This window comes from Salinifilum ghardaiensis (assembly GCF_054491345.1).
The window spans coordinates 4,188,529-4,205,967 of sequence record NZ_CM137101.1; the positions used below are offsets into that span (position 1 = coordinate 4,188,529).

Annotated in this window: 13 protein-coding genes and 1 tRNA gene; 1 reads left to right on the top strand and 13 read right to left on the bottom strand. The window is 71.8% G+C overall.

Features of this window, described 5'->3' with window-relative positions:
* Positions 1-176: 176 nt before the first annotated feature.
* The 8 genes from eutC to ACVGV0_RS19140 all read right to left on the bottom strand — a co-directional run bounded on the left by eutC (position 177) and on the right by ACVGV0_RS19140 (position 9,569).
* Entirely contained in the window at positions 177-1,082 is a 906-nt protein-coding gene (gene eutC, locus ACVGV0_RS19105) for an ethanolamine ammonia-lyase subunit EutC (RefSeq protein ID WP_459157067.1), read from the bottom strand.
* Positions 1,083-1,088: 6 nt separating this feature from the next.
* Positions 1,089-2,456, bottom strand: a complete 1,368-nt coding sequence (locus ACVGV0_RS19110; RefSeq protein WP_459157068.1) for an ethanolamine ammonia-lyase subunit EutB — start codon at positions 2,454-2,456, stop codon at positions 1,089-1,091.
* A 30-nt stretch (positions 2,457-2,486) separates the two neighbouring features.
* Positions 2,487-3,935 (bottom strand): ethanolamine ammonia-lyase reactivating factor EutA, encoded by a 1,449-nt coding sequence (locus ACVGV0_RS19115; protein WP_459157069.1) that lies wholly within the window; start codon positions 3,933-3,935, stop codon positions 2,487-2,489.
* A gap of 212 nt (positions 3,936-4,147) precedes the next feature.
* Positions 4,148-5,281 (bottom strand): ethanolamine utilization protein EutH, encoded by a 1,134-nt coding sequence (eutH, locus tag ACVGV0_RS19120; RefSeq protein WP_459157070.1) that lies wholly within the window; start codon positions 5,279-5,281, stop codon positions 4,148-4,150.
* A 222-nt stretch (positions 5,282-5,503) separates the two neighbouring features.
* Positions 5,504-5,576: transfer RNA gene (locus ACVGV0_RS19125), tRNA-Arg, on the bottom strand.
* 106 nt (positions 5,577-5,682) lie between these two features.
* A complete protein-coding gene (locus ACVGV0_RS19130; RefSeq protein ID WP_459157071.1) occupies positions 5,683-6,609 on the bottom strand; it encodes a patatin-like phospholipase family protein in 927 nt (308 codons plus the stop codon).
* A 128-nt stretch (positions 6,610-6,737) separates the two neighbouring features.
* Positions 6,738-8,096 carry a serine hydrolase domain-containing protein gene (locus tag ACVGV0_RS19135; RefSeq protein WP_459157072.1) on the bottom strand — a complete coding sequence of 453 codons (1,359 nt, stop codon included), beginning with the start codon at positions 8,094-8,096 and terminating at the stop codon, positions 6,738-6,740.
* Positions 8,097-8,129: 33 nt separating this feature from the next.
* Positions 8,130-9,569 carry an APC family permease gene (locus ACVGV0_RS19140; protein ID WP_459157073.1) on the bottom strand — a complete coding sequence of 480 codons (1,440 nt, stop codon included), beginning with the start codon at positions 9,567-9,569 and terminating at the stop codon, positions 8,130-8,132.
* Between the two features lie 138 nt (positions 9,570-9,707).
* On the opposite strand from ACVGV0_RS19140, the gene ACVGV0_RS19145 reads away from it, so the two are divergent.
* Complete coding sequence (locus ACVGV0_RS19145) at positions 9,708-10,679, top strand: CPBP family intramembrane glutamic endopeptidase (RefSeq protein ID WP_459157074.1); 972 nt, start codon at positions 9,708-9,710, stop codon at positions 10,677-10,679.
* 86 nt (positions 10,680-10,765) lie between these two features.
* On the opposite strand, the gene ACVGV0_RS19150 is transcribed toward ACVGV0_RS19145, so the two are convergent.
* The 5 genes from ACVGV0_RS19150 to ACVGV0_RS19170 form a co-directional block, all read right to left on the bottom strand.
* Positions 10,766-12,835, bottom strand: coding sequence for a transglycosylase domain-containing protein (locus ACVGV0_RS19150; RefSeq protein WP_459157075.1), 2,070 nt, complete (start codon positions 12,833-12,835; stop codon positions 10,766-10,768).
* 175 nt (positions 12,836-13,010) lie between these two features.
* Positions 13,011-13,481, bottom strand: coding sequence for a hypothetical protein (locus tag ACVGV0_RS19155; RefSeq protein WP_459157076.1), 471 nt, complete (start codon positions 13,479-13,481; stop codon positions 13,011-13,013).
* 97 nt (positions 13,482-13,578) lie between these two features.
* The gene (locus ACVGV0_RS19160) at positions 13,579-14,733 is read right to left on the bottom strand and encodes an MFS transporter (RefSeq protein ID WP_459157077.1); all 1,155 of its coding nucleotides are present in this window, start codon (positions 14,731-14,733) and stop codon (positions 13,579-13,581) included.
* Between the two features lie 56 nt (positions 14,734-14,789).
* The gene (locus ACVGV0_RS19165; protein WP_459157078.1) at positions 14,790-15,680 is read right to left on the bottom strand and encodes a DUF6319 family protein; all 891 of its coding nucleotides are present in this window, start codon (positions 15,678-15,680) and stop codon (positions 14,790-14,792) included.
* 243 nt (positions 15,681-15,923) lie between these two features.
* Positions 15,924-17,420 (bottom strand): flavin-containing monooxygenase, encoded by a 1,497-nt coding sequence (locus tag ACVGV0_RS19170; RefSeq protein ID WP_459157079.1) that lies wholly within the window; start codon positions 17,418-17,420, stop codon positions 15,924-15,926.
* Positions 17,421-17,439: the final 19 nt, after the last annotated feature.

The following is a 17,439-nucleotide window of genomic DNA, read 5'->3' on the forward strand; positions in this document are numbered from 1 at the left end:
TCCGCCACCGGTGCGCGGGGAGCATCCCGCGCCTTCGACCCCCGAAGTCCTCGTCCGCGCGCACAACGCCGGGCGCTCGCAGACGACCGCCACCGGCTGACGGGGCCGCTCGCCCCCTCGGCACCGCGCACTCCCGCGGGATGCGGTGGACGGACCCGTTCCCGCGCGGCCGCGAGTCACCGCGCGGCGTGTTCGTCCACTGCGGACAGTTCGCGGAGGCGCACACCGGAGGCCCGGTACCTGAGGGTCTTGCGCACGAGCTCGACGACGTGCGCGCCCGCCTCGAGCGGGTTGGTGCCGCCGTGCCGGCTGACCATGCAGACGAGGTCGCGCTCCGCATCGGTCTTGCCGGGCTCCGGGCGGTGGCCCGCGTAGGCGCTCATCGCGTCGGCGATGCCGAGGCCCGGCCGCTCACCGATGAGGAGCAGCACCACCTCGGCGCCGATGACGGTGTTCACGTCGTTCATCACCCCGACCCGGCAGTTCTCGATGAAGAACGGTGTGCCGACGGTCAGGCGGGCGGAACTCAGCCCCTGTTCGATGACCGGGTAGATGTCGGCGAGGTTGTTCGCGATCGCCGCTGCGGACAGCCCGTCCCCGACGCAGATCTGCACGTCGGGCGACATCACGCAGCGCTCGGCGAGCATGCGCTTCGCCTCCTCGGTGAGCCGGCGCCCGGACTCCGGTCGCACCAGGTACTCGCTGCGGTCCGCGACCTGGGTGCGCACGGTGAACAGGCCGAGGTGGTCCTTCACGGATTCCGGGACCTCGCCGTAGATCGCGTCCTGCGCAGCACCGTGGTCGGCCTGCATGAGCAGCAGGGCGCCGGTTCGCGGGCTCGGGCCGGCGCGCCCCGTCCCGAGCCGGGCGTTGGTCGCAGCGCACAGGTTGCGCAACCCCTCCGGGTCCGCCGGATCCACCACGCCGATCACCCGGCGCAGGTCTTCCGCGGCGGGATCGGGCAGGTCGATGACGAGCTCGCCTTCGGCCGAGCGGGCGGGCGACGACGCGCCGGAAGCCGCGTCGGGAGCGGGCTCGCCCGGAGCTCTCCGGGCGCTGTTCTCGGTTTCGCTGCCGAGCATGACCTCTCACCTCTTGAGGAAGAACGATGCGTCACCGGCCTTGTCCGTGAGCTTGCCGCCCTCGAGGAGGCCGACCTCCTCCATCCAGCGTTCGAACTCGGGGAGGGGGCGCAGTCCGAGGGCTTGGCGCAGCCTCGCTGCGTCGTGGTAACTGGTGCTCTGGTACGAGAGCATGGCGTCGTCGCCCATCGGCACACCCATGATGAAGTTGCCGCCGGCCGACGCGAGGAGAACTGCGAGGTTCTCCAGGTCGTTCTGCGCAGCCCGCGCGTGGTTGGTGTAGCACACGTCGCACCCCATGGGCAGGCCGGCGAGTTTGCCCATGAAGTGGTCCTCGAGGCCGGCCCGGGTGATCTGGACGGCGTCGTAGAGGTACTCGGGCCCGATGAAACCGACGACGGTATTCACCTGGTACGGGTTCCAGCGCTTGGCCATGCCGTAGATGCGCGCCTCCATGACGAGCTGGTCGGCCCCGTTGTGCGCGTCCGCCGACAGCGCCGTGCCCTGCCCGGTCTCGAAGTACGTGTAGTTCGGGCCGGTGGCCCAGCCGTGTTTCCGCACCATCGCGTGCGCCTCGTCCATGAGATCGACGCTGACGCCGAAGGCCGCCATCGCCCTCTCCGAACCGGCCAGGCTCTGGAAGAGCAACCCCACCGGTGCGCCCCGCTTCATCGCCTCCACCTGCGTGGTCACGTGGGCCAGCAGGCAGTTCTGGGTGGGGATCTCCCAGTGGTCGATGACCTCCTTGGTCATCTCGAGCAGCCGCGCGACGCTGCCGACGGAGTCGTCGGACGGGTTGATGCCGATGACGCTGTCACCGGAGCCGTAGGACAGGCCCTCGTAGATCGTCGCCCGGATGCCGTCGACGGAGTCCGTCGGGTGATTGGGTTGGTTCCGCGAGGCCAAGGTGCCCTCGAGCCCGATGGTGTTGTTGCAGTGCGCGCTCACCCGGAGCTTGCGCCCCGCCACGACGAGGTCGAGGTTCGACATGAGCTTCGTGACGCCCGCGATCATCTCGCCGGTCAGCGCGTTGCTCACCCGACGGATCATCTCGGCGCTCGTCGTGTTGTCGAGGATCCAGTCCCGCAGCTCACCGACCGTCCAGCTCCGGATCTCGGCGTAGACCGCCTCGTTGACGGCGTCATCGATGACCCGGGTGACCTCGTCCTCGTCGTACGGGACCGCGGGGTTCTCCCGCAGGGCCGACAGCGGGACCTCGGCGAGCACGAACTTCGCTGCGACACGTTCGGCGGCGGAGCGGGCGGCGATGCCCGCCTGCTGGTCACCGGACTTCTCCTCGTTGGCCTTGGCGAGCAGCTCCTTGATCGAGCCGAATTCGTGCGTGTCGCCGAACAACCTCGTTCTCAGCAACATCCCAGCGCCTCCTGCCGTCGAACGTGCACTTCAGCCCCCTGCGTAGAAGACCAGCGTCTTGACCGACACCGGGACGGCGCGGTCGTGCGGCACCGGTTGTCCGATATCGATGAAATCGCCCTCCCCGAGCTCGATCTGGTCGATGACGATGAGCGGCACCTCCGGGAGGACGGCGTTGATCGCCTGGCCCAGTGCCTGGGCGTAGTCGTGCTCGCTGACCAGGACCACCGGCTCCTGCTCCCGCGGGCGCTGGCGCGCGAAGGCGGCCACGCCGTGCGCCACCCGCTGCAGGGCGGGGAAGTCCAGGTCCGCGGGCAGGTCCAGTGCCACGGCTGCGCTCGGTTCCGCCTCCCGGTCCCAACGCCGCACGGCGCGACCGAGCTCGGCGGCCAGGGTGGCGGGTTCCGGGATCGGATCACCGACCTCCGGTTCGATGACGGGCAGGTTCCGCAGCGGCAGCAGGGCCCGTCGAGTCCAGATCGTCGACCCCGAGAGGGTCACCGTCTGGCTCGCCGCTCCGAGCACGGTCGCGCGGAGCGCATCGGCCGGAGCCCGCACCGGCATCTCGCGGAGGCGTGCGTTCTCCCGCAGCGACCGGGCGAGCAGTGGGCCCACGTCCCCGTAGGCGGCGATCTCGGCCACGTCCCCCGCCGGGTCGCCGTCGTAGTAGGCGCGGCCGACGCCACCGGACAGGAAGACGGCCGCAACGTCACCGGTGAACCGCGGCAGCGGCGGCGTGAGGGCGATCCCCGGGGGCAGCGGCTGGTCACAGCCGTGCACGAGGTCGACGATGCGATCCGCCATGGCGTCGGTGAGCTCCTGCAGCGCCGGCGCGCTCGCCTGCTGGCCGGCGGCGAGTTCCAGGCCGAGATCGGCGACCAGCGCCCGCCCCGGTGGCGCCAGGTTCGTCACGGTCCCGGAGCTGGGATCGAGCGCGAGTTGACGACCGCCGACCGCGACGGCCGCCGAGGCGAGGTGCTGGCCGGAGCGGAACGCGGCGGCGTTCGCCGAACCGCCGCCGATGTCGACGTTGATCGCCGTCGTGTAGTGCTTCGCGGAGAACGCCGCAGCACCCGACCCGCGCCCGGCGATCTGCGCCTCGAGGTTCGGTCCGGCCACCGTCACGACGAAGTCGCCGGCGAATTCCGAGACGGCCGCGAGGATGCTCTCCGCGTTCTTCGCCCTGGCGGCTTCACCGGTGATGATGACCGCTCCGGTATCGACGTCGGCGGGGAGCACCCCGGCGGCGCGGAACTCCCGCTCGACGAACGACAGCAGGCGCTCGACGTCGATCTCGCCCGGACTCCTCAGCGGGGTGCTGCGCGGGACGCCCTGGTGGACGACCGCGCCCGGGGTCACCTCGAGGCGGGGAGCGACGCCCGCCCGGTGACCGCTGCGCACGGTCAGGCGCGAAAGGACCAGTTCCGAGGTCGTCGTGCCCACGTCGATACCGACGCTGAGCACCTCCCGCGTGTGCATCTGCCCACCACTCAGGACTTCCCGGAGGTCCGGCGGCCACCGGGCCCGGAGGCGCTGCGGACCGCCGTGATCAGTGCGTTGCCGGCGCCGAGCAGGTCGACGACGAGAAGCTCGCCCGGAGGATCCCCCCGGACGACGGGGCCCGCCGACCCGTCCGGTCGCCGGGCCGGAACCGCGGAACGGACGACACGAGCGATGAGCATCTCCGACTCCTACTGGTCCTGCTCCGGTTCCGCGGTCCGATGTTCCGGCTCGGCGGGCGGGTAGCGGCGGCGGAAGAAGAGGAAGGCGACGAGAACGGCGGTGATGCCGGCGAGGAGCTTGCCGACGATCATCGGGAAGATCATCGTCCGCTCGATTCCTGCCGTGAAGCCGAGGTGGTCACCGAAGGTGAACGCCGCGCTCACCGCGAAGGCCACGTTGAGGACCTTCCCGCGCGGGTCCATCTCCTTGAGGATCTGGAACATCGGGATGTTGTTGGCGAGCGTGGCGATCATCCCCCCGGCGGCCTTGTCGTTCATGCCGAGCAGCGTGCCGACCTTCGTCAGGGGTCGCGCGGCGAAGGTGATGATGAGATGCACCGCGGGGAAGGCTCCGAGCAGCATCATGCCGATGAGACCCACGATCTCCAGACCCTCCGTGGGCGGGGCGAGCTCCCAGCCGGGCGGCATGATCCGCGCGCCCGTCATGAACTCGAAAACACTGATGACCAGGCCCACGGAGATGAGCGCGACGAGGAACTTGCCGAACCACAGGAAGCCGGTGGTCATCTTGTCCGGGATCCACCACAGGCCCAGCGCGATGAGCACGGCGGCGATGACGATCGGCACCAGGTTGGCGAGAACCATCGCCGGGTCGAAGCCGGCGACCAGACCACCGACGAGTACGCCGAGCGGGATCGTGATCACGCCTGCGAGGACCCCCTGGGCGAGGAAGCCGCGGTCCTCCCTCTCGATGATCCCCAGCGCGACCGGGATGGTGAAGACGATCGTCGGGCCCATCATGGCGCCCAGGATGAGCCCGGCCAGCAGGCCCGCCTGCTCCGTCTGCGCGAGTTCCACCGCGAGCGGGTAACCGCCCATGTCGTTCGCGAGCAATGTCGTGGCGAACATCGCGGGGTCTGCTCCGAGGAACGTGTAGACCGGGACGACGACGGGCTCGAGGACCTTTGCCAGCACGGGCGCCAGGGACACCACGCCGACCATCGCCAACGCCAGCGGGCCCAGGGCCATGAAGCCTTCTTCGAACTTCTCGCCGAGCCCGAACCTGTTGCCGATCGCCCGATCGAGCCCGCCGAGGACCATGCAGATCATCAGGATCCAGACGACGACCTCGTTGACGTCCATCGCCGCCTCCTGCGCACCACGGTGAGAACGACCGTCTGCACAGAGAGTAGTGCACGCTGCCGCGCCTGTCCGCGCAGCACGCGCAGCGCCGGCACGTTCGCGATGAGGCTGCGGGGTCGCGTGAGGCTCATGTGCCCCAAATGTGCCCCAGGAATGATCAACGAGGCACGAAAAAGCGCCCAGGGACCGCTCCCGGGGCGCTTCGCACATCTCTGACCTGGGCGCCCTCGGCAGGACTCGAACCTGCGACACCTGCCTCCGGAGGGCAGTGCTCTATCCGCTGAGCTACGAGGGCTCTTCCGCATCGGCTCCGTGCCGACGATCTCCACTCTAGCGCACCCCAGCCGGGGACGCTCAAAGGGGGTGCCCAGCCCGGGCGCCGGAGCGCACGCCCGCGCTTCTCAGACCGAGGGCGCGTCCGTGCGCCCGGCGGCCGGCTGCGCACCGGTCAGGTCCACCGGCCCGGGCTGCACCGGCGAAGCCCGGGGGTACCAGTGGCGCACGACCTCCCAGGTCGCGTCGATGAGCGCCGCCGAGTGGTCGAACGAGTACCGCGACAACCCCTCCGTCGACGGCGCGGGCGCCACGTAGAGCTCGGTGCGCTCCGCGCCGTACCGCAGCTCCGAACGCGCACCGGCCACCATCGCGGCCCCCAAGGAGGCGCCGTTCACCCCGGCCACCGACCGCGGGGGCGTCGAGGGGACCGGCCACGTCGCGACCGCGCCCGCGTTGTCCCCGCTTCCGGTCCGGAACGGTTCCGCCCCGCCGCAGGGGAGCACGAACACGCGATCGGCCCCCAGGTCGACGGCCCTGGTGACCGGCATGAACGTCGTGACACCGCCGTCGACCAGCCAGCGCTCGCCGAACCGCACGGGCGGGAACATCCCCGGGATCGCGCAGGAGGCCACCAGCGGCCCCAGCACGGGCCCGCGGTCGAAGTACACCGCGGTACCCCGCTCGAGGTCCGCGGCCGTGATCGTCAGCGGCACCCCGGTCTGCTCGATGCGCTGGTAGGGCAGGTTGCGGTGCAGCCAGCGCAGCAGGCCGGAGCTGCTCATCACGTGGTGCGCGAGGCCGAGCCGGGCAGCGAGGATCCGCAGCGGCTGCACCGGGAACACGTCGGCGCGGCGCATCGTCGTCCACAGCCGGCGCAGCGCCTCCGCACCGCGCTCGGTCGGGTCGTGCGCGAGCCACGCCGCGTTGAGCGCACCGGCCGAGGTGCCCACGAGCAGATCGGGCCGCTCCCCCGCTCGCAGCAGCGCGGTCGCGGACCCCGCCTGGATCGCCCCGAACGTGGAGCCGCCCGGCAGCACCCATGCCGTCGGCATCCGCCCCTCCTCTCGTCGAGCCCCGGGCCCGAACCGGCCGAAGGCCCGGGCTCCCCACCGAGACTACGGGCAAACACCGCGGCGCGGGCGGTTCGGGCAGCGCAGCCCCGCGGCGCTGCCGGAGGGCGTCAGCAGCTGCTGCGCCAGCCGGCGACACCGCCCGGCACCGGCGCCTGCGGGTCGTAGGGGATGCGCGTGAAGACGAACGTGCTCAGGTCGAGGTAGCGCGGCGTGCCGTCCGCGTCCCGTCCGACGTGGAGGGTCTCGCCGGCGTAGTAGCCGTCCAGCCCGATCCACCTGTCGGTGTCGAGCCGGCGGAACCGCGAGGCGCGCCCGCCCCCGCGCATCGGGCTGAGATCGAGCACCCCGCCCGGCAGGACCCGCAGGACGTGGGGACTCGGGCCCCAGTACCACTCACCGGTCAGCTCGAGCAGTCCCATGTCGACGTCCCCGTCCGGGCGCCACGGCTCCGGGATCCGCGGCTCGCAATTGTCCAAAATGGATAGCAGATCGGTGCACAGCGCGGGCTGCACGCCGCTGGTGGCGTTCGCCATGAACACCACGCCCTGGTTCTCCTCCGGCTGCACCCACACCGTCGCGAGGAAGCCGGGCATGGACCCGGTGTGCCCGGCCAACCTGCGTCCGCCGGGACGCGACAGCTGCAGCCCGAGACCGTACCCGGCGCGCCACTCGTCCCCCTCGTCGACGGCCGCGGGCACGCGCATCTCCGCCACCGTGTCCGGGTGCAGCACCTCCCCGGTGTCGCCGAGCAGGAACCGCATCCACCGCGCCACGTCGTCGAACGTGGACCACAGCTGGCCCGCGGCGCCCATCGCACCGGCGTCCTCCTCCGGCTCGGGAAGCACCACGTCCGCCCACGGGTGCACCGCGAACCCCTGCGCGTGCGGAGCCTCCGGCCGGGGCGTGGTGCGACGCATCTCCAACGGGCGCAGGACCTCCCGGTCCACGGCCTCGAACCAGGAGCACCCGCGCACCCGGGCGACGAGTTCGCCGAGCACGCCGAAACCGGTGTTGGAGTAGTGGAACGCGTGCCGCGGCGTCGGGCGCACCGCGGAGGCGTCGACCCGCTCGAGGAACTCCGGGCCGGCTTCCCGCTCGGTGCGCTCCCACCACGAACCGGCGGGTTCGGCGCGCAACCCGCTGCTGTGCGACAGGAGCGCGCCGATGCTGCGGTCGCCGAGCGCCGTGCCGGGCACGAACTTCTCCAGCGGGTCGGCCAGGTCCAGCAGCCCTTCGTCGCGCAGCCGCATCACCATCACGCCGGTGAACGTCTTGGTGATCGACCCGGTCCGGTACTGCGTGTCGCGCGTGGGTTCGGCGCCGCCGACCTCACCGCGCGCGTCGAACCACAGCACCTCGCCGTCGCGGAGCAGTCCCGCGGTCAGCGAGGGGACGCGGTTGCTCGCCTGCTCCACGGCCAGACGACGCAGCAGGGCTCGGCGGGTTTCCGGGAACAACGTGGTCATGGAGCTATCCTGCCACGATCCCCGAACTGCCGATCAGCCGCGCGCGGCGCGCTCGTGCAGCCGGGTCTCGGCATCCGCCCCCGGCCCGACGCGCGGCACCCGCAGCAGCAGCACGAGGCCCGCACCCCAGGCCAGCGCCACGATGATCCACTCGGCGGGCCAGGCCAGCTCGGCCGGCATGCCGGGCAGGGACACGAGCAGCAGCGCCGCGCTGGCGGCGACGGCGAGCACGCCGGTGGTGCGGGGCGCCCGCACGCGGTAGGGCCGCTCCAGATCGGGTTCCCTGCGGTGCAGCACGAGGAACGCCGCGCCGACGAGCAGGTAGCCGATGACGATGTTGGCCGAGCCCGCGTTCGACAGCCACGTCAGCATCCGGTCGCCGAACAACGGGGAGACCACGCTGATGGCACCGATGAACAGGATCGCGTTGCTCGGTGTTCCGTACCGCGGGTGCACGCGGGCGAACCAGCGCGGCAGCATGCCGGAGCGGGCCATGGCGTACAGCAGGCGGCTCGCCCCGAGCAGCAGGCCGTTCCAGCTCGTCACGATCCCCGCCGCACCGCCGAGGACGAGCACCCCGCCCATCAGCTGCGAGTCCCACAGGGCGGCCATCGCCTCCGCCGTGGGCAGTTCGGCGGCCGCCGACTCCGCCGCGGTCAGGCCCGATCCGACGGTGAGCTGCACCAGCACGTACCAGGCGGTGGCGCAGGCCACCGCGAACAGCAGCAGGCGCCCGATCCGGGCGCGCGGCATGCGCACTTCCTCCGCCGACTGGGGGATCACGTCGAATCCGAGGAACAGGAACGGCGTGGCCGCCACGACACCGATGATCCCGGTGGCCCCGGTGAACCACGGTTCGGCGTTGCTCGGCGAACCGCCGACGGCCGCCCCCGTCACCAGCAGCGCGCCCACGCACAGCAGGAAGACCACGGCGACGATCTGCACGAGGCCGGCGGGACGCACGCCGACGTAGTTGGCCGCGGTGACCACGACGGCCCCGAGCACGCCGATCGCGACCCAGGCGATCCGCACCGGCGACCCGGCAACCGTCCACACCGTCCAGTCGGGGAGGTCGAGGAGGTGGGCGAGGGTCTCCGGCAGCGCCACCGACTCGAACGCGACGACCGAGACGTAGCCGAGGATCACCGCCCAGGAGGCGACGAACGCCCACCGCGCGCCGAGCGCCCGCAACGCGTAGTGGTGCTCACCACCCGCCCGGGGCATCGCGGCGACCAGCTCCGCGTACGTCAGCCCCACGAGCCCGACGACGATCCCGCCGAGCACGAACGCCAGCGCGGAACCGAGCGATCCGGCTTCGGTGATGAACTCCCCGGCCAGCACCACCCAGCCGAAGCCGATCATCGACCCGACGCCGATCGCCAGCACGTCCGCGCGCCGCAGCACCCGGTGGAACTGCTCGTCCTCGACCACGTCCGCCCCCGTTCGCCCACCCTCGACGGCGGTGATCAGCACATCCTGGACGCCGCACCGCCCCGCTGGCAACACCCCTCAGCCCTGCGGGCGCGAAAACCCGCTGCGCGACCGCTGAACGCGGGCCGCGCGGACCGCGAAGACGTCCCGGCACCGGGAGGCGTTGGCAGAATGGGCGCCATGCGCACCGCACAGCAACGCGTCGACGTCCGCGGGACGGTCGCGTTCGTCCTGCTCGCCTACGTCCCGGCCTGGCTGATCACCCTCCCGCTGTGGTTGAGCGGCCAGGGCCTGTCCTGGGCCGGTTCGGTCGTGCTGCTGCCGCTGATGATGCTCACCCCCGCGGCGGCCGCGCTGGTGGTGGCCAAGTGGATCAGCCCCGGCGGAGGGCCGCTGCTGCGCCGCACCGGGCTCACCAGCAGCGGCGGGGTCCGGAAGTGGTGGCGCTACGGGCTGCTCGCCTGGCTCGCCCCGCCCCTGGTGATGCTGCTCGCCCTGGTGCTGGGGTGGGCGCTCGGCGTCTACCAGGCCGACTGGTTCGGGCTGTCCGGCTTGGCGCAGCAGCAGGGCGCGGTGCTCGGCGAGGAGACCCCGGGCTCCGCGCCGCGGACGCTGGCGCTGGTGCAGCTCGCCCAGATCGTGCTCGTGGGCTGGTTGAACGTGGTGCCCGCGCTCGGCGAGGAGCTCGGCTGGCGCGGCTACCTGCTGCCGGAGCTGCTGCCGCTCGGTCAGCCGGGCGCGTTCCTCGTCAGCGGCGTGCTGTGGGGGCTGTGGCACACACCGGTGCTCCTCCTGGGGTACAACTACCCGGCGGTGCCCGCGGTGGCGGCGATCATCATGATGATGTGCTTCTGCGTGCTGGTCGGCACGCTGCTCGGATGGCTGCGGCTCGCCTCGGGCAGCGTGTGGCCCGCGGCCATCGGGCACGGTTTCGTCAACGCCGCGGCCGGCATGGGGGTGCTGTTCAGCGCCGCAGGCCACCCGGTGAACAACGCGACCACGGGGCTGCTCGGCTGGACCGGGTGGCTCCTGCTGGCCGCGCTCATCGGACTGCTCGTCCTGCGCAAGCGCCTGCCCGTGCACGTCCCGGTGGCGCAGGAGGGCATCTCCCGCGGAGTCCGCCGCCCCACGCGCCCCGAGAAGCGGCGGTAGACCGGACACGTCCAACGCCAGGCCCGTCCCGCCCCCGGGCGCGAAGCCCGGAGGCCGGGACCGAGTCGCCCGGCCGGTCTCGCCGGTTACTGCTGCACGCCCGGCAGGGGTTTCGCCGGAAGACCCTCGTGGATCGGCATCATCGCGTCGTACCAGGTGCGCGCAGGCACCTTGCCGCCGTAGATGTTGCCGCCGCCTCCGCACAGGTACGGCGGCGCATCGCCACCCCCGTCGCAGATGCCCTCCGGCGAGGAGCCGTCCGCGTAGGTCAGCACCGCACCGGCCAGCTGCGGGCTCGCGCCGAGGAACGCCGCGGAGCGGTGCTGCTGCGTCGTACCGGTCTTGGCCATGAGCGGGCGGTTCCAGCCCGCCTGCTGCGCCGCGTGGTGCGACGTGCCCTCCGCCATGTGGTCCTTGCTCATCCCCTTCTGCAGCTCGTGCGCCGTGCGCGGGGACACCACCTGCTCGCAGGAGGGCTCGTCAATCGGCACCGGGTTGCCGCGCCGGTCCTGCACCCCTTCCAGCGGGGTCGGTGGGCAGTACACCCCATCGCTCATGAGCGTCGCGGCGACGTTCGACAGCTCCAGCACGCTCGTCGGCGTGAACCCGAGGGTGAACGCGCCGTTGTTGGTCCGCTTGATGCTCTCCGCCAGCGACGGCCCGTTCGAACCGTCCGGCTCCAGCGTCTGCCCGGACATGTTGACCTGGTTCATGCTCTTGCGCATGCCGAGCTTGGAGGCCATGTCCACGACGTTGTTCAGGCCCGCCTTCTCCTCCAGGGCCACGAACGCGGTGTTCGGCGACGTCGCCAGCGCGTCCTGCAGGCTGCGCGGTCCCGGATCCACGCCGTCCGCGTTGCCCACCGTGTACGGCGTGCCCCCCGTCTTGTACACCTGCGAGGTGTACGTCGGCGGCACCGGGATGACGTCCTCGGCGCTCATCCCCTGGTCGATGGCCGCGGCCGCGGTGAAGATCTTGTAGATCGACCCCGCCCCGAACGGTTGGACGCGGCTGACGATGTCGTAGGCCGTCTGCCCCTTGCTCGCGTCGTTGCCGTAATCGCGGTTGGCGACCAGGGCCCGCACCTCGTGCTTGCCCTGCCCCGGCTCGACCACGGCCATCGCGTTGGCGATGCCCTCGGTCTGGGTCGGCACGTGCTTCTCCGCGGCTTCCTTGGCGGAGTCGCTGGCCTTGCGGTCCAGCGTGGTGCGGATCGTGTAGCCGCCGGTCTCCAGGTCGTGCTTGTCGATGCCGAACTGCTCGAGGTAGTCGACCACGTAGTTGCAGAAGAAGCCGTCGGTCTTGCCCTTGCCGAGCCCGACGCAGCCGTTCGGCGGCCGCCCCAGCGGGGAGGCGATCCCGAGGGGCTCCTTCTTCGCCCGCTCCGCGTCCTCCTTGGTGATCCGGATGTTGTTGTGCGGATCGGCCATCAGGTCGATGACGAGGTTGCGGCGCTGGAGCGCCTCCTCGGGGTTGCTCTCCGGGTTGAGCGAACCGGGCTGGTTGACGATCGCGGCCAGCAGCGCCGACTGGGAGATCGTGAGCTTGTCCGGTGTCGTGTTGAAGTAGGTCTGCGCGGCGGCGCCGATGCCGAAGGTCTGGTTGCCGAACGGGACGACGTTGAGGTACCCGGTGAGGATCTCCTCCTTGCTCATCGAGCGCTCCAGCCCCACGGCGATCTTCGCCTCGCGGAGCTTGCGCGCGATGGTGGTCTCCTGCGCCTTGGCCGCTTGGGCGTCGGTCTGCGCCACGACGTGCACGAGGTAGTTCTTCACGTACTGCTGGGTGATCGTCGAGGCGCCCTGCGTCGTCCCGCCGGAGGCCACGTTCGTCGCCAGGGCGCGCATCGTGCCCTGCCAGTCCACGCCGTCGTGCTCCCAGAACCGCTTGTCCTCGACAGCGGTGATCGCGGCCTTCATCGTGTCCGCGATCTGGCCGGGCTCGGTGTCGACGCGGTAGTCCTCGAAGAAGTGCGCGATGGGCTCGCCGTCCTTGTCCGTGACCGTGGAAACCTGCGGCATGTCGCGGTTCGCCAGCGAGGTGGACATCTGCTCCATCGCGTCGGTGGTCCGGTTGACCATCGATCCGGCGGCTGTCGCCCCGGGCAGCGCCAAACAGGCGACCAGCACACCCGCGAGCACGCAGAGCCCGAACATTTTCAGCAGTACGCCACTGCGCACGCCCGCCCCAATCGTTCCGCTTCCTCTGAACAGACCGGCTCGGCGGTGGATCTCGAGAGCGCACCCACCATCCGCTGAAGAGAATCAGCCAGCACCTTCGTTCTTATCACACGGGGGTGACGCAGCTGCGGCACGGAACGCAGCGCGTCGATCACGTCCGGTGCCCGCCGTCCCGTCCGTCCTGTTCGTTCAGTTCGCGCAGGTACTGGTTGTACGCGGCCAGTTCGGGATCCTCGTCCGGATCGACCGGCGAGGCGGGCGGAGGCACGAGGGGGCGGCGGCGCCGCCCGGTGGAACCGACCCCCGCCGCGGAACGGGCCCGCTCCGCGGGGGCTTCCTCCGCGGGTGCGGCACGTGCCTGCGCGGAACTCGCCGAGGCGGCGACGGCCTGCTGCTCCGGCCCGTCGCCGAAACCGAAGAGGCGGATGACGCGCCACCAGAAGAACAGGGTGAACGCACCGAACAGCGGCCACTGCAGGGCGTATCCGAGGTTCTGGAAACTGCCCCCGGCGGCGTGCGCGCGGTCCCACTGCCACGCGGCGAGGAGGACCGTGACGACGGTGGCCGCGAGGAACAGCAGGTGAACCAGGATCCACCGCGGGGTCAGCATGCGCCGCAACACGCCCCGAGTCTAGTAGCACCGCGCGCGATCGCACTGCCTGCGGTTGCGCGCACGGCGGCTCCGAGCGGAGTCCCTCCCCGGAGCACCGCGCGGCCGCTCAGCCGGTGCTCCTCCACCACCCGCGACTCGCCCGCCCGAGCAGGGCCACCGGTGCGCACACCACCACCGCCGCCGCGGCGAGCCCGAACGCGACCGGGTAGCTCACGGCGCTGAGCAGCGCCCCGAAACCCACCGACCCCAGGCCGTTGCCCGCGTCGTAGGCGATGTTCCACACCGCGCTGGCCGCACCCGACGGCGCCCGCTCGAACATCGCCACGAGTGTGATGTTCTGCACCGCACCGAAGCCCGCTCCGAACACGCCCGCGCCGAGCACCGCCCAGCCGGCGGCACCGGCGCTTCCCGCGGCGAACAGCACCAGCCCGACCGCGGCCACGGCGATCGACGGCAGCTGCGCCCGGCGCGTGCCGAAGCGGTCGCCGATGTGCCCGGCGGCCCACCTGCCGAGCATCATGGTGGCGCCGAACGCGGCCAGCGAGACCGGAGCGACCGACTCGCCCACGGCCATCGGGACGAAGGCGAGCAGCCCGCCCGCGGTCGTGGCGACGATGGTCATGACCAGCCACGGCGGCGCGAGAGCCAGCGGCAGGCCCCGGCTCCGGCCGCGCGGCTCGGCCGCGCGCACCGGTCGGACGCCGAGCACGGCGAGCGCGGTCACCACCGGGAAGGCACCGGCGACGAGGAACACCCACGCGAAACCGATCTGGTGGCTCAGCCACACCCCGGCCGAGAGGAACACCACGTTGGGCAGGCCGACGGCCAAGCCGTACAGCCCGGCCGCCCGGCCGCGCACCTCGGTGGGGACGATCTCCGCGACGAGGGCGCTGCCGGCGACGGTGAGCAGCCCGAAGCCGATCCCGCGCATCCCGGAGACGAGCAGCAGCGACCACAGCTCGTCGGCGAGCGCGAACAGCGGGGCGGGCAGCCCGATGAGCGCCGTGCCCGCCGCGAGCGCGACGCGGTGCCCGACGCGCCGCAGCAGCCACGGCACGAACAACTGGGTCAGCACCGTGACCAGCATGAACACGCCGTTGGTCGCACCGGCGGCGAACTTCCCCGCCCCCTGGGTGACCGCCCACAGCGGCACCACCGACAGCAGCAGCGCATACCCGCCGAACCCGCCGACGGTCACCGCGAGCAGCGCGCCGAAGGAACGGCTCCGCAGCGGGCGAGCGGTCGATGTGCGTGTGGTCATGCGCCTCGCTGCTCCGTCGTCGTCCTCGGCCGCGGCCCGGTGCCGCGGCACCGGGCTCAGCTCTGCTGCCCGTCGAGATCCTCGAGGAGACGGCGGGCGCTGTCGAGTTCCTGCTGGAGCTGTTCGACGCGAGCGCGCTGGCGCTCCCGCGCCGCCTCGAGCACGGGTTCGACGGCGGCGGCGACGTCGTCGTGCAGCGCGTGCGCCGCCTGCGCCACCGCGGATGGTGGCACGGGAGTGGCCCGCAGAACGCGCTTCTTGCCGCTGGTGACCTCCACGTGCCACTGCCCCTCGGCATCGGCGGTGAGCGTGACGACGGCCCCGGGCGTGGAGCGCTGGCGGCGCTGCCCGGAACGGGCGCCACCGCTGCTCCCGCCGCCTTCCTGGCCGCCGGACTTCGCCGAGGTCTTCTGCTGCGCCGCTGCCTGCTGCCCGGACCGCGCGGAGGCCGCTCCGGAGGGAGAAGCCCCGGAGGAGGCGGCGCCGGAGGAGATCGCTGCGGAGCGCTTCGTCGCACCGCCGGAGGCGCGTTCCGCCCCGCTGCCGGACGCGCCCGCGGAGGTAGCGCCGCGCGAGGCGCCGCTCGTTCCGCCGGAACCGCGCGCCCCGCTCGCGGCGGTGGAGCGCCCCGTGCTCGCCTTCCCGGACGCCGGGGTGCCGGAGGATCCGGCGGAGCCTCCCCGACCGCCGTCCCCGCCCGAGGAGCGCTTGCGCGGTGGCCGCTCGGTGGTCACCTCCCCCGCGGAGAACGACAGCACGTCCTTCGACCCGGCAGGCCGGACCTGGATGAAATCGCCCTCCGCGGGCTCGCCCAGGTCCATGACCTTGCCGGAGCGCCCCTCGGTGACCCCGACCGCTTCGGAGGTGAACCACACGGTCGGCGTGTTGCCCGCGGCCAGCTCCGAACGGAGGGTGGCCAGTTCGTCGTCGGAAAGTGCGCGCCCCATGAGAACCCCGTCCGGTGTACGACTCGGTGTGCGGCGCGTGCCCGCGGGGCCGCCGGGTCCGGTGCCGCGGCCGTGCAGCAGCGGTGCTCCGAGCACATCGCGGACCACGCATCACGCGCCGTCGCGGAGGATATCGAACGCGCGTGCGAGCTGGGTGGACAGGTCACCCGACACGCCGACGCGCGTCCCCGTGCCGGAAATGTACCGCCGACGAGGGGACGCGCGGTGGGCGCGGGCGCGGCGTCACCGCCCCGCCGGGGCGACCACCTCGTAGTCGGCGGGATCGGCCTTGCGCGTGCGCAACCAGTACTTCCAGCTGAAGCCCGGCCAGAGGGCGCGGTTGACGCCGTTCTCGTCCAGGTACCAGCTCCAGCACCCGCCGTCGGCCCAGACGTCGGCCGAGGAGTCGCCCTGCACCTCCGCGTTGAAGGCGTCCTGGGCGGACTGGCGCACGTCGACGTAGCCGACATCGCCGCGGCAGATCGGGCGCAGGCAGCTCATCGCGTAGTTGAGCTGCGACTCGATCATGAACACCACCGAGTTGTGCCCCAGACCCGTGTTCGGACCGAGCAGGAAGAACAGGTTGGGGAAGCCGGAGACGGTGATGCCCAGGTGCGCGTTCATCCCCTCGCTCCAGGCGTCCTGGAGCTTGCGCCCGTCGCGGCCGACGATGGACAGGTGGTCGAACGCGTCGGTGACGTGGAAGCCGGTGCCGTAGATGATCGCGTCCACCTCGTGCTCGGTCCCGTCGCCGGTGACCACCGAGTTCTCGCGCACCTCCCGCACGCCGGAGGTGATGAGGTCGACGTTGTCCCGGTTCAGGGCCGGGTAGTAGTCGCTGGAGAGCAGGATGCGCTTGCACCCGATCCGGTAGTCCGGCGTGACGGCCTCGCGCTTGGCCGGATCGGTGATGCTCCTGCGGATGTAGCGCTTGGCCTGCCACTCGGCGAGCCGCCCGAACCGGCGGCTGAACACGCCGAGGTAGCGGGCCTCGAGCACCCAGTACAACGCCCAGCGCGCCGCGCGCTGCAGCCCCGGGACGCGGCGGAACCAGCGCCGCACCTTCGGCGGGATCTCCGCGTCCGGCTTGGGCTGGATCCACGGCGGGGTGCGCTGGAACAGGTGCACCTGCGCTGCTTCCTCGGCCACCTTCGGCACGAACTGGATGGCGCTGGCGCCCGTGCCGAGCACGGCCACGCGCTTGCCCGCCAGGTCGTAGTCGTGGTTCCACTGCGCGGAGTGGAAGACCTCGCCGGTGAACCGCTCGATCCCCGCCACCTCGGGGTACTTGGGGATGTGCAGGGCGCCCACCCCGGAGACCAGGGCGCGGCCGACGTACTCGGTGCCGTCCGCGGTGGCGACGTGCCACTTCTGCGCGGGTTCGTCGAACTCCGCGCCGGTGAACTCGACGCCGTAGTGGATGTGCTCGTGCACGCCGAACTTGTCGGCGCAGTGGCGCAGGTAGTCGAAGATCTCGTCCTGCGTGGCGAACGCCCGCGACCAGGAGGGGTTCTGCTCGAACGAGAAGGAGTACATCAGCGACGGCACGTCGCAGGCGCACCCGGGGTAGACGTTGTCCCGCCAGGTCCCGCCCAGGGTGTCGCTCTTCTCCAGCACGACGAAGTCGTGGATGCCCGACTGCTTGAGCCTGATCGCCGCACCGAGCCCCGAGAACCCGGTCCCCACGATGACCACCGAGTGCTCGTACCGGCGCCGACCCGAGCTGTTCTGCCGCGTCATCGGCCCTCCTCTCACCGCC

Bases quoted from the DNA above. Each gene is read 5' to 3' on its own strand.
- eutC (WP_459157067.1), bottom strand. From the start codon at position 1,082: ATGCTCGGCAGCGAAACCGAGAACAGCGCCCGGAGAGCTCCGGGCGAG.
- ACVGV0_RS19110 (WP_459157068.1), bottom strand. From the start codon at position 2,456: ATGTTGCTGAGAACGAGGTTGTTCGGCGACACGCACGAATTCGGCTCG.
- ACVGV0_RS19115 (WP_459157069.1), bottom strand. From the start codon at position 3,935: ATGCACACGCGGGAGGTGCTCAGCGTCGGTATCGACGTGGGCACGACG.
- eutH (WP_459157070.1), bottom strand. From the start codon at position 5,281: ATGGACGTCAACGAGGTCGTCGTCTGGATCCTGATGATCTGCATGGTC.
- ACVGV0_RS19130 (WP_459157071.1), bottom strand. From the start codon at position 6,609: ATGCCGACGGCATGGGTGCTGCCGGGCGGCTCCACGTTCGGGGCGATC.
- ACVGV0_RS19135 (WP_459157072.1), bottom strand. From the start codon at position 8,096: ATGACCACGTTGTTCCCGGAAACCCGCCGAGCCCTGCTGCGTCGTCTG.
- ACVGV0_RS19145 (WP_459157074.1), top strand. From the start codon at position 9,708: ATGCGCACCGCACAGCAACGCGTCGACGTCCGCGGGACGGTCGCGTTC.
- ACVGV0_RS19150 (WP_459157075.1), bottom strand. From the start codon at position 12,835: ATGTTCGGGCTCTGCGTGCTCGCGGGTGTGCTGGTCGCCTGTTTGGCG.
- ACVGV0_RS19160 (WP_459157077.1), bottom strand. From the start codon at position 14,733: ATGACCACACGCACATCGACCGCTCGCCCGCTGCGGAGCCGTTCCTTC.
- ACVGV0_RS19165 (WP_459157078.1), bottom strand. From the start codon at position 15,680: ATGGGGCGCGCACTTTCCGACGACGAACTGGCCACCCTCCGTTCGGAG.
- ACVGV0_RS19170 (WP_459157079.1), bottom strand. From the start codon at position 17,420: ATGACGCGGCAGAACAGCTCGGGTCGGCGCCGGTACGAGCACTCGGTG.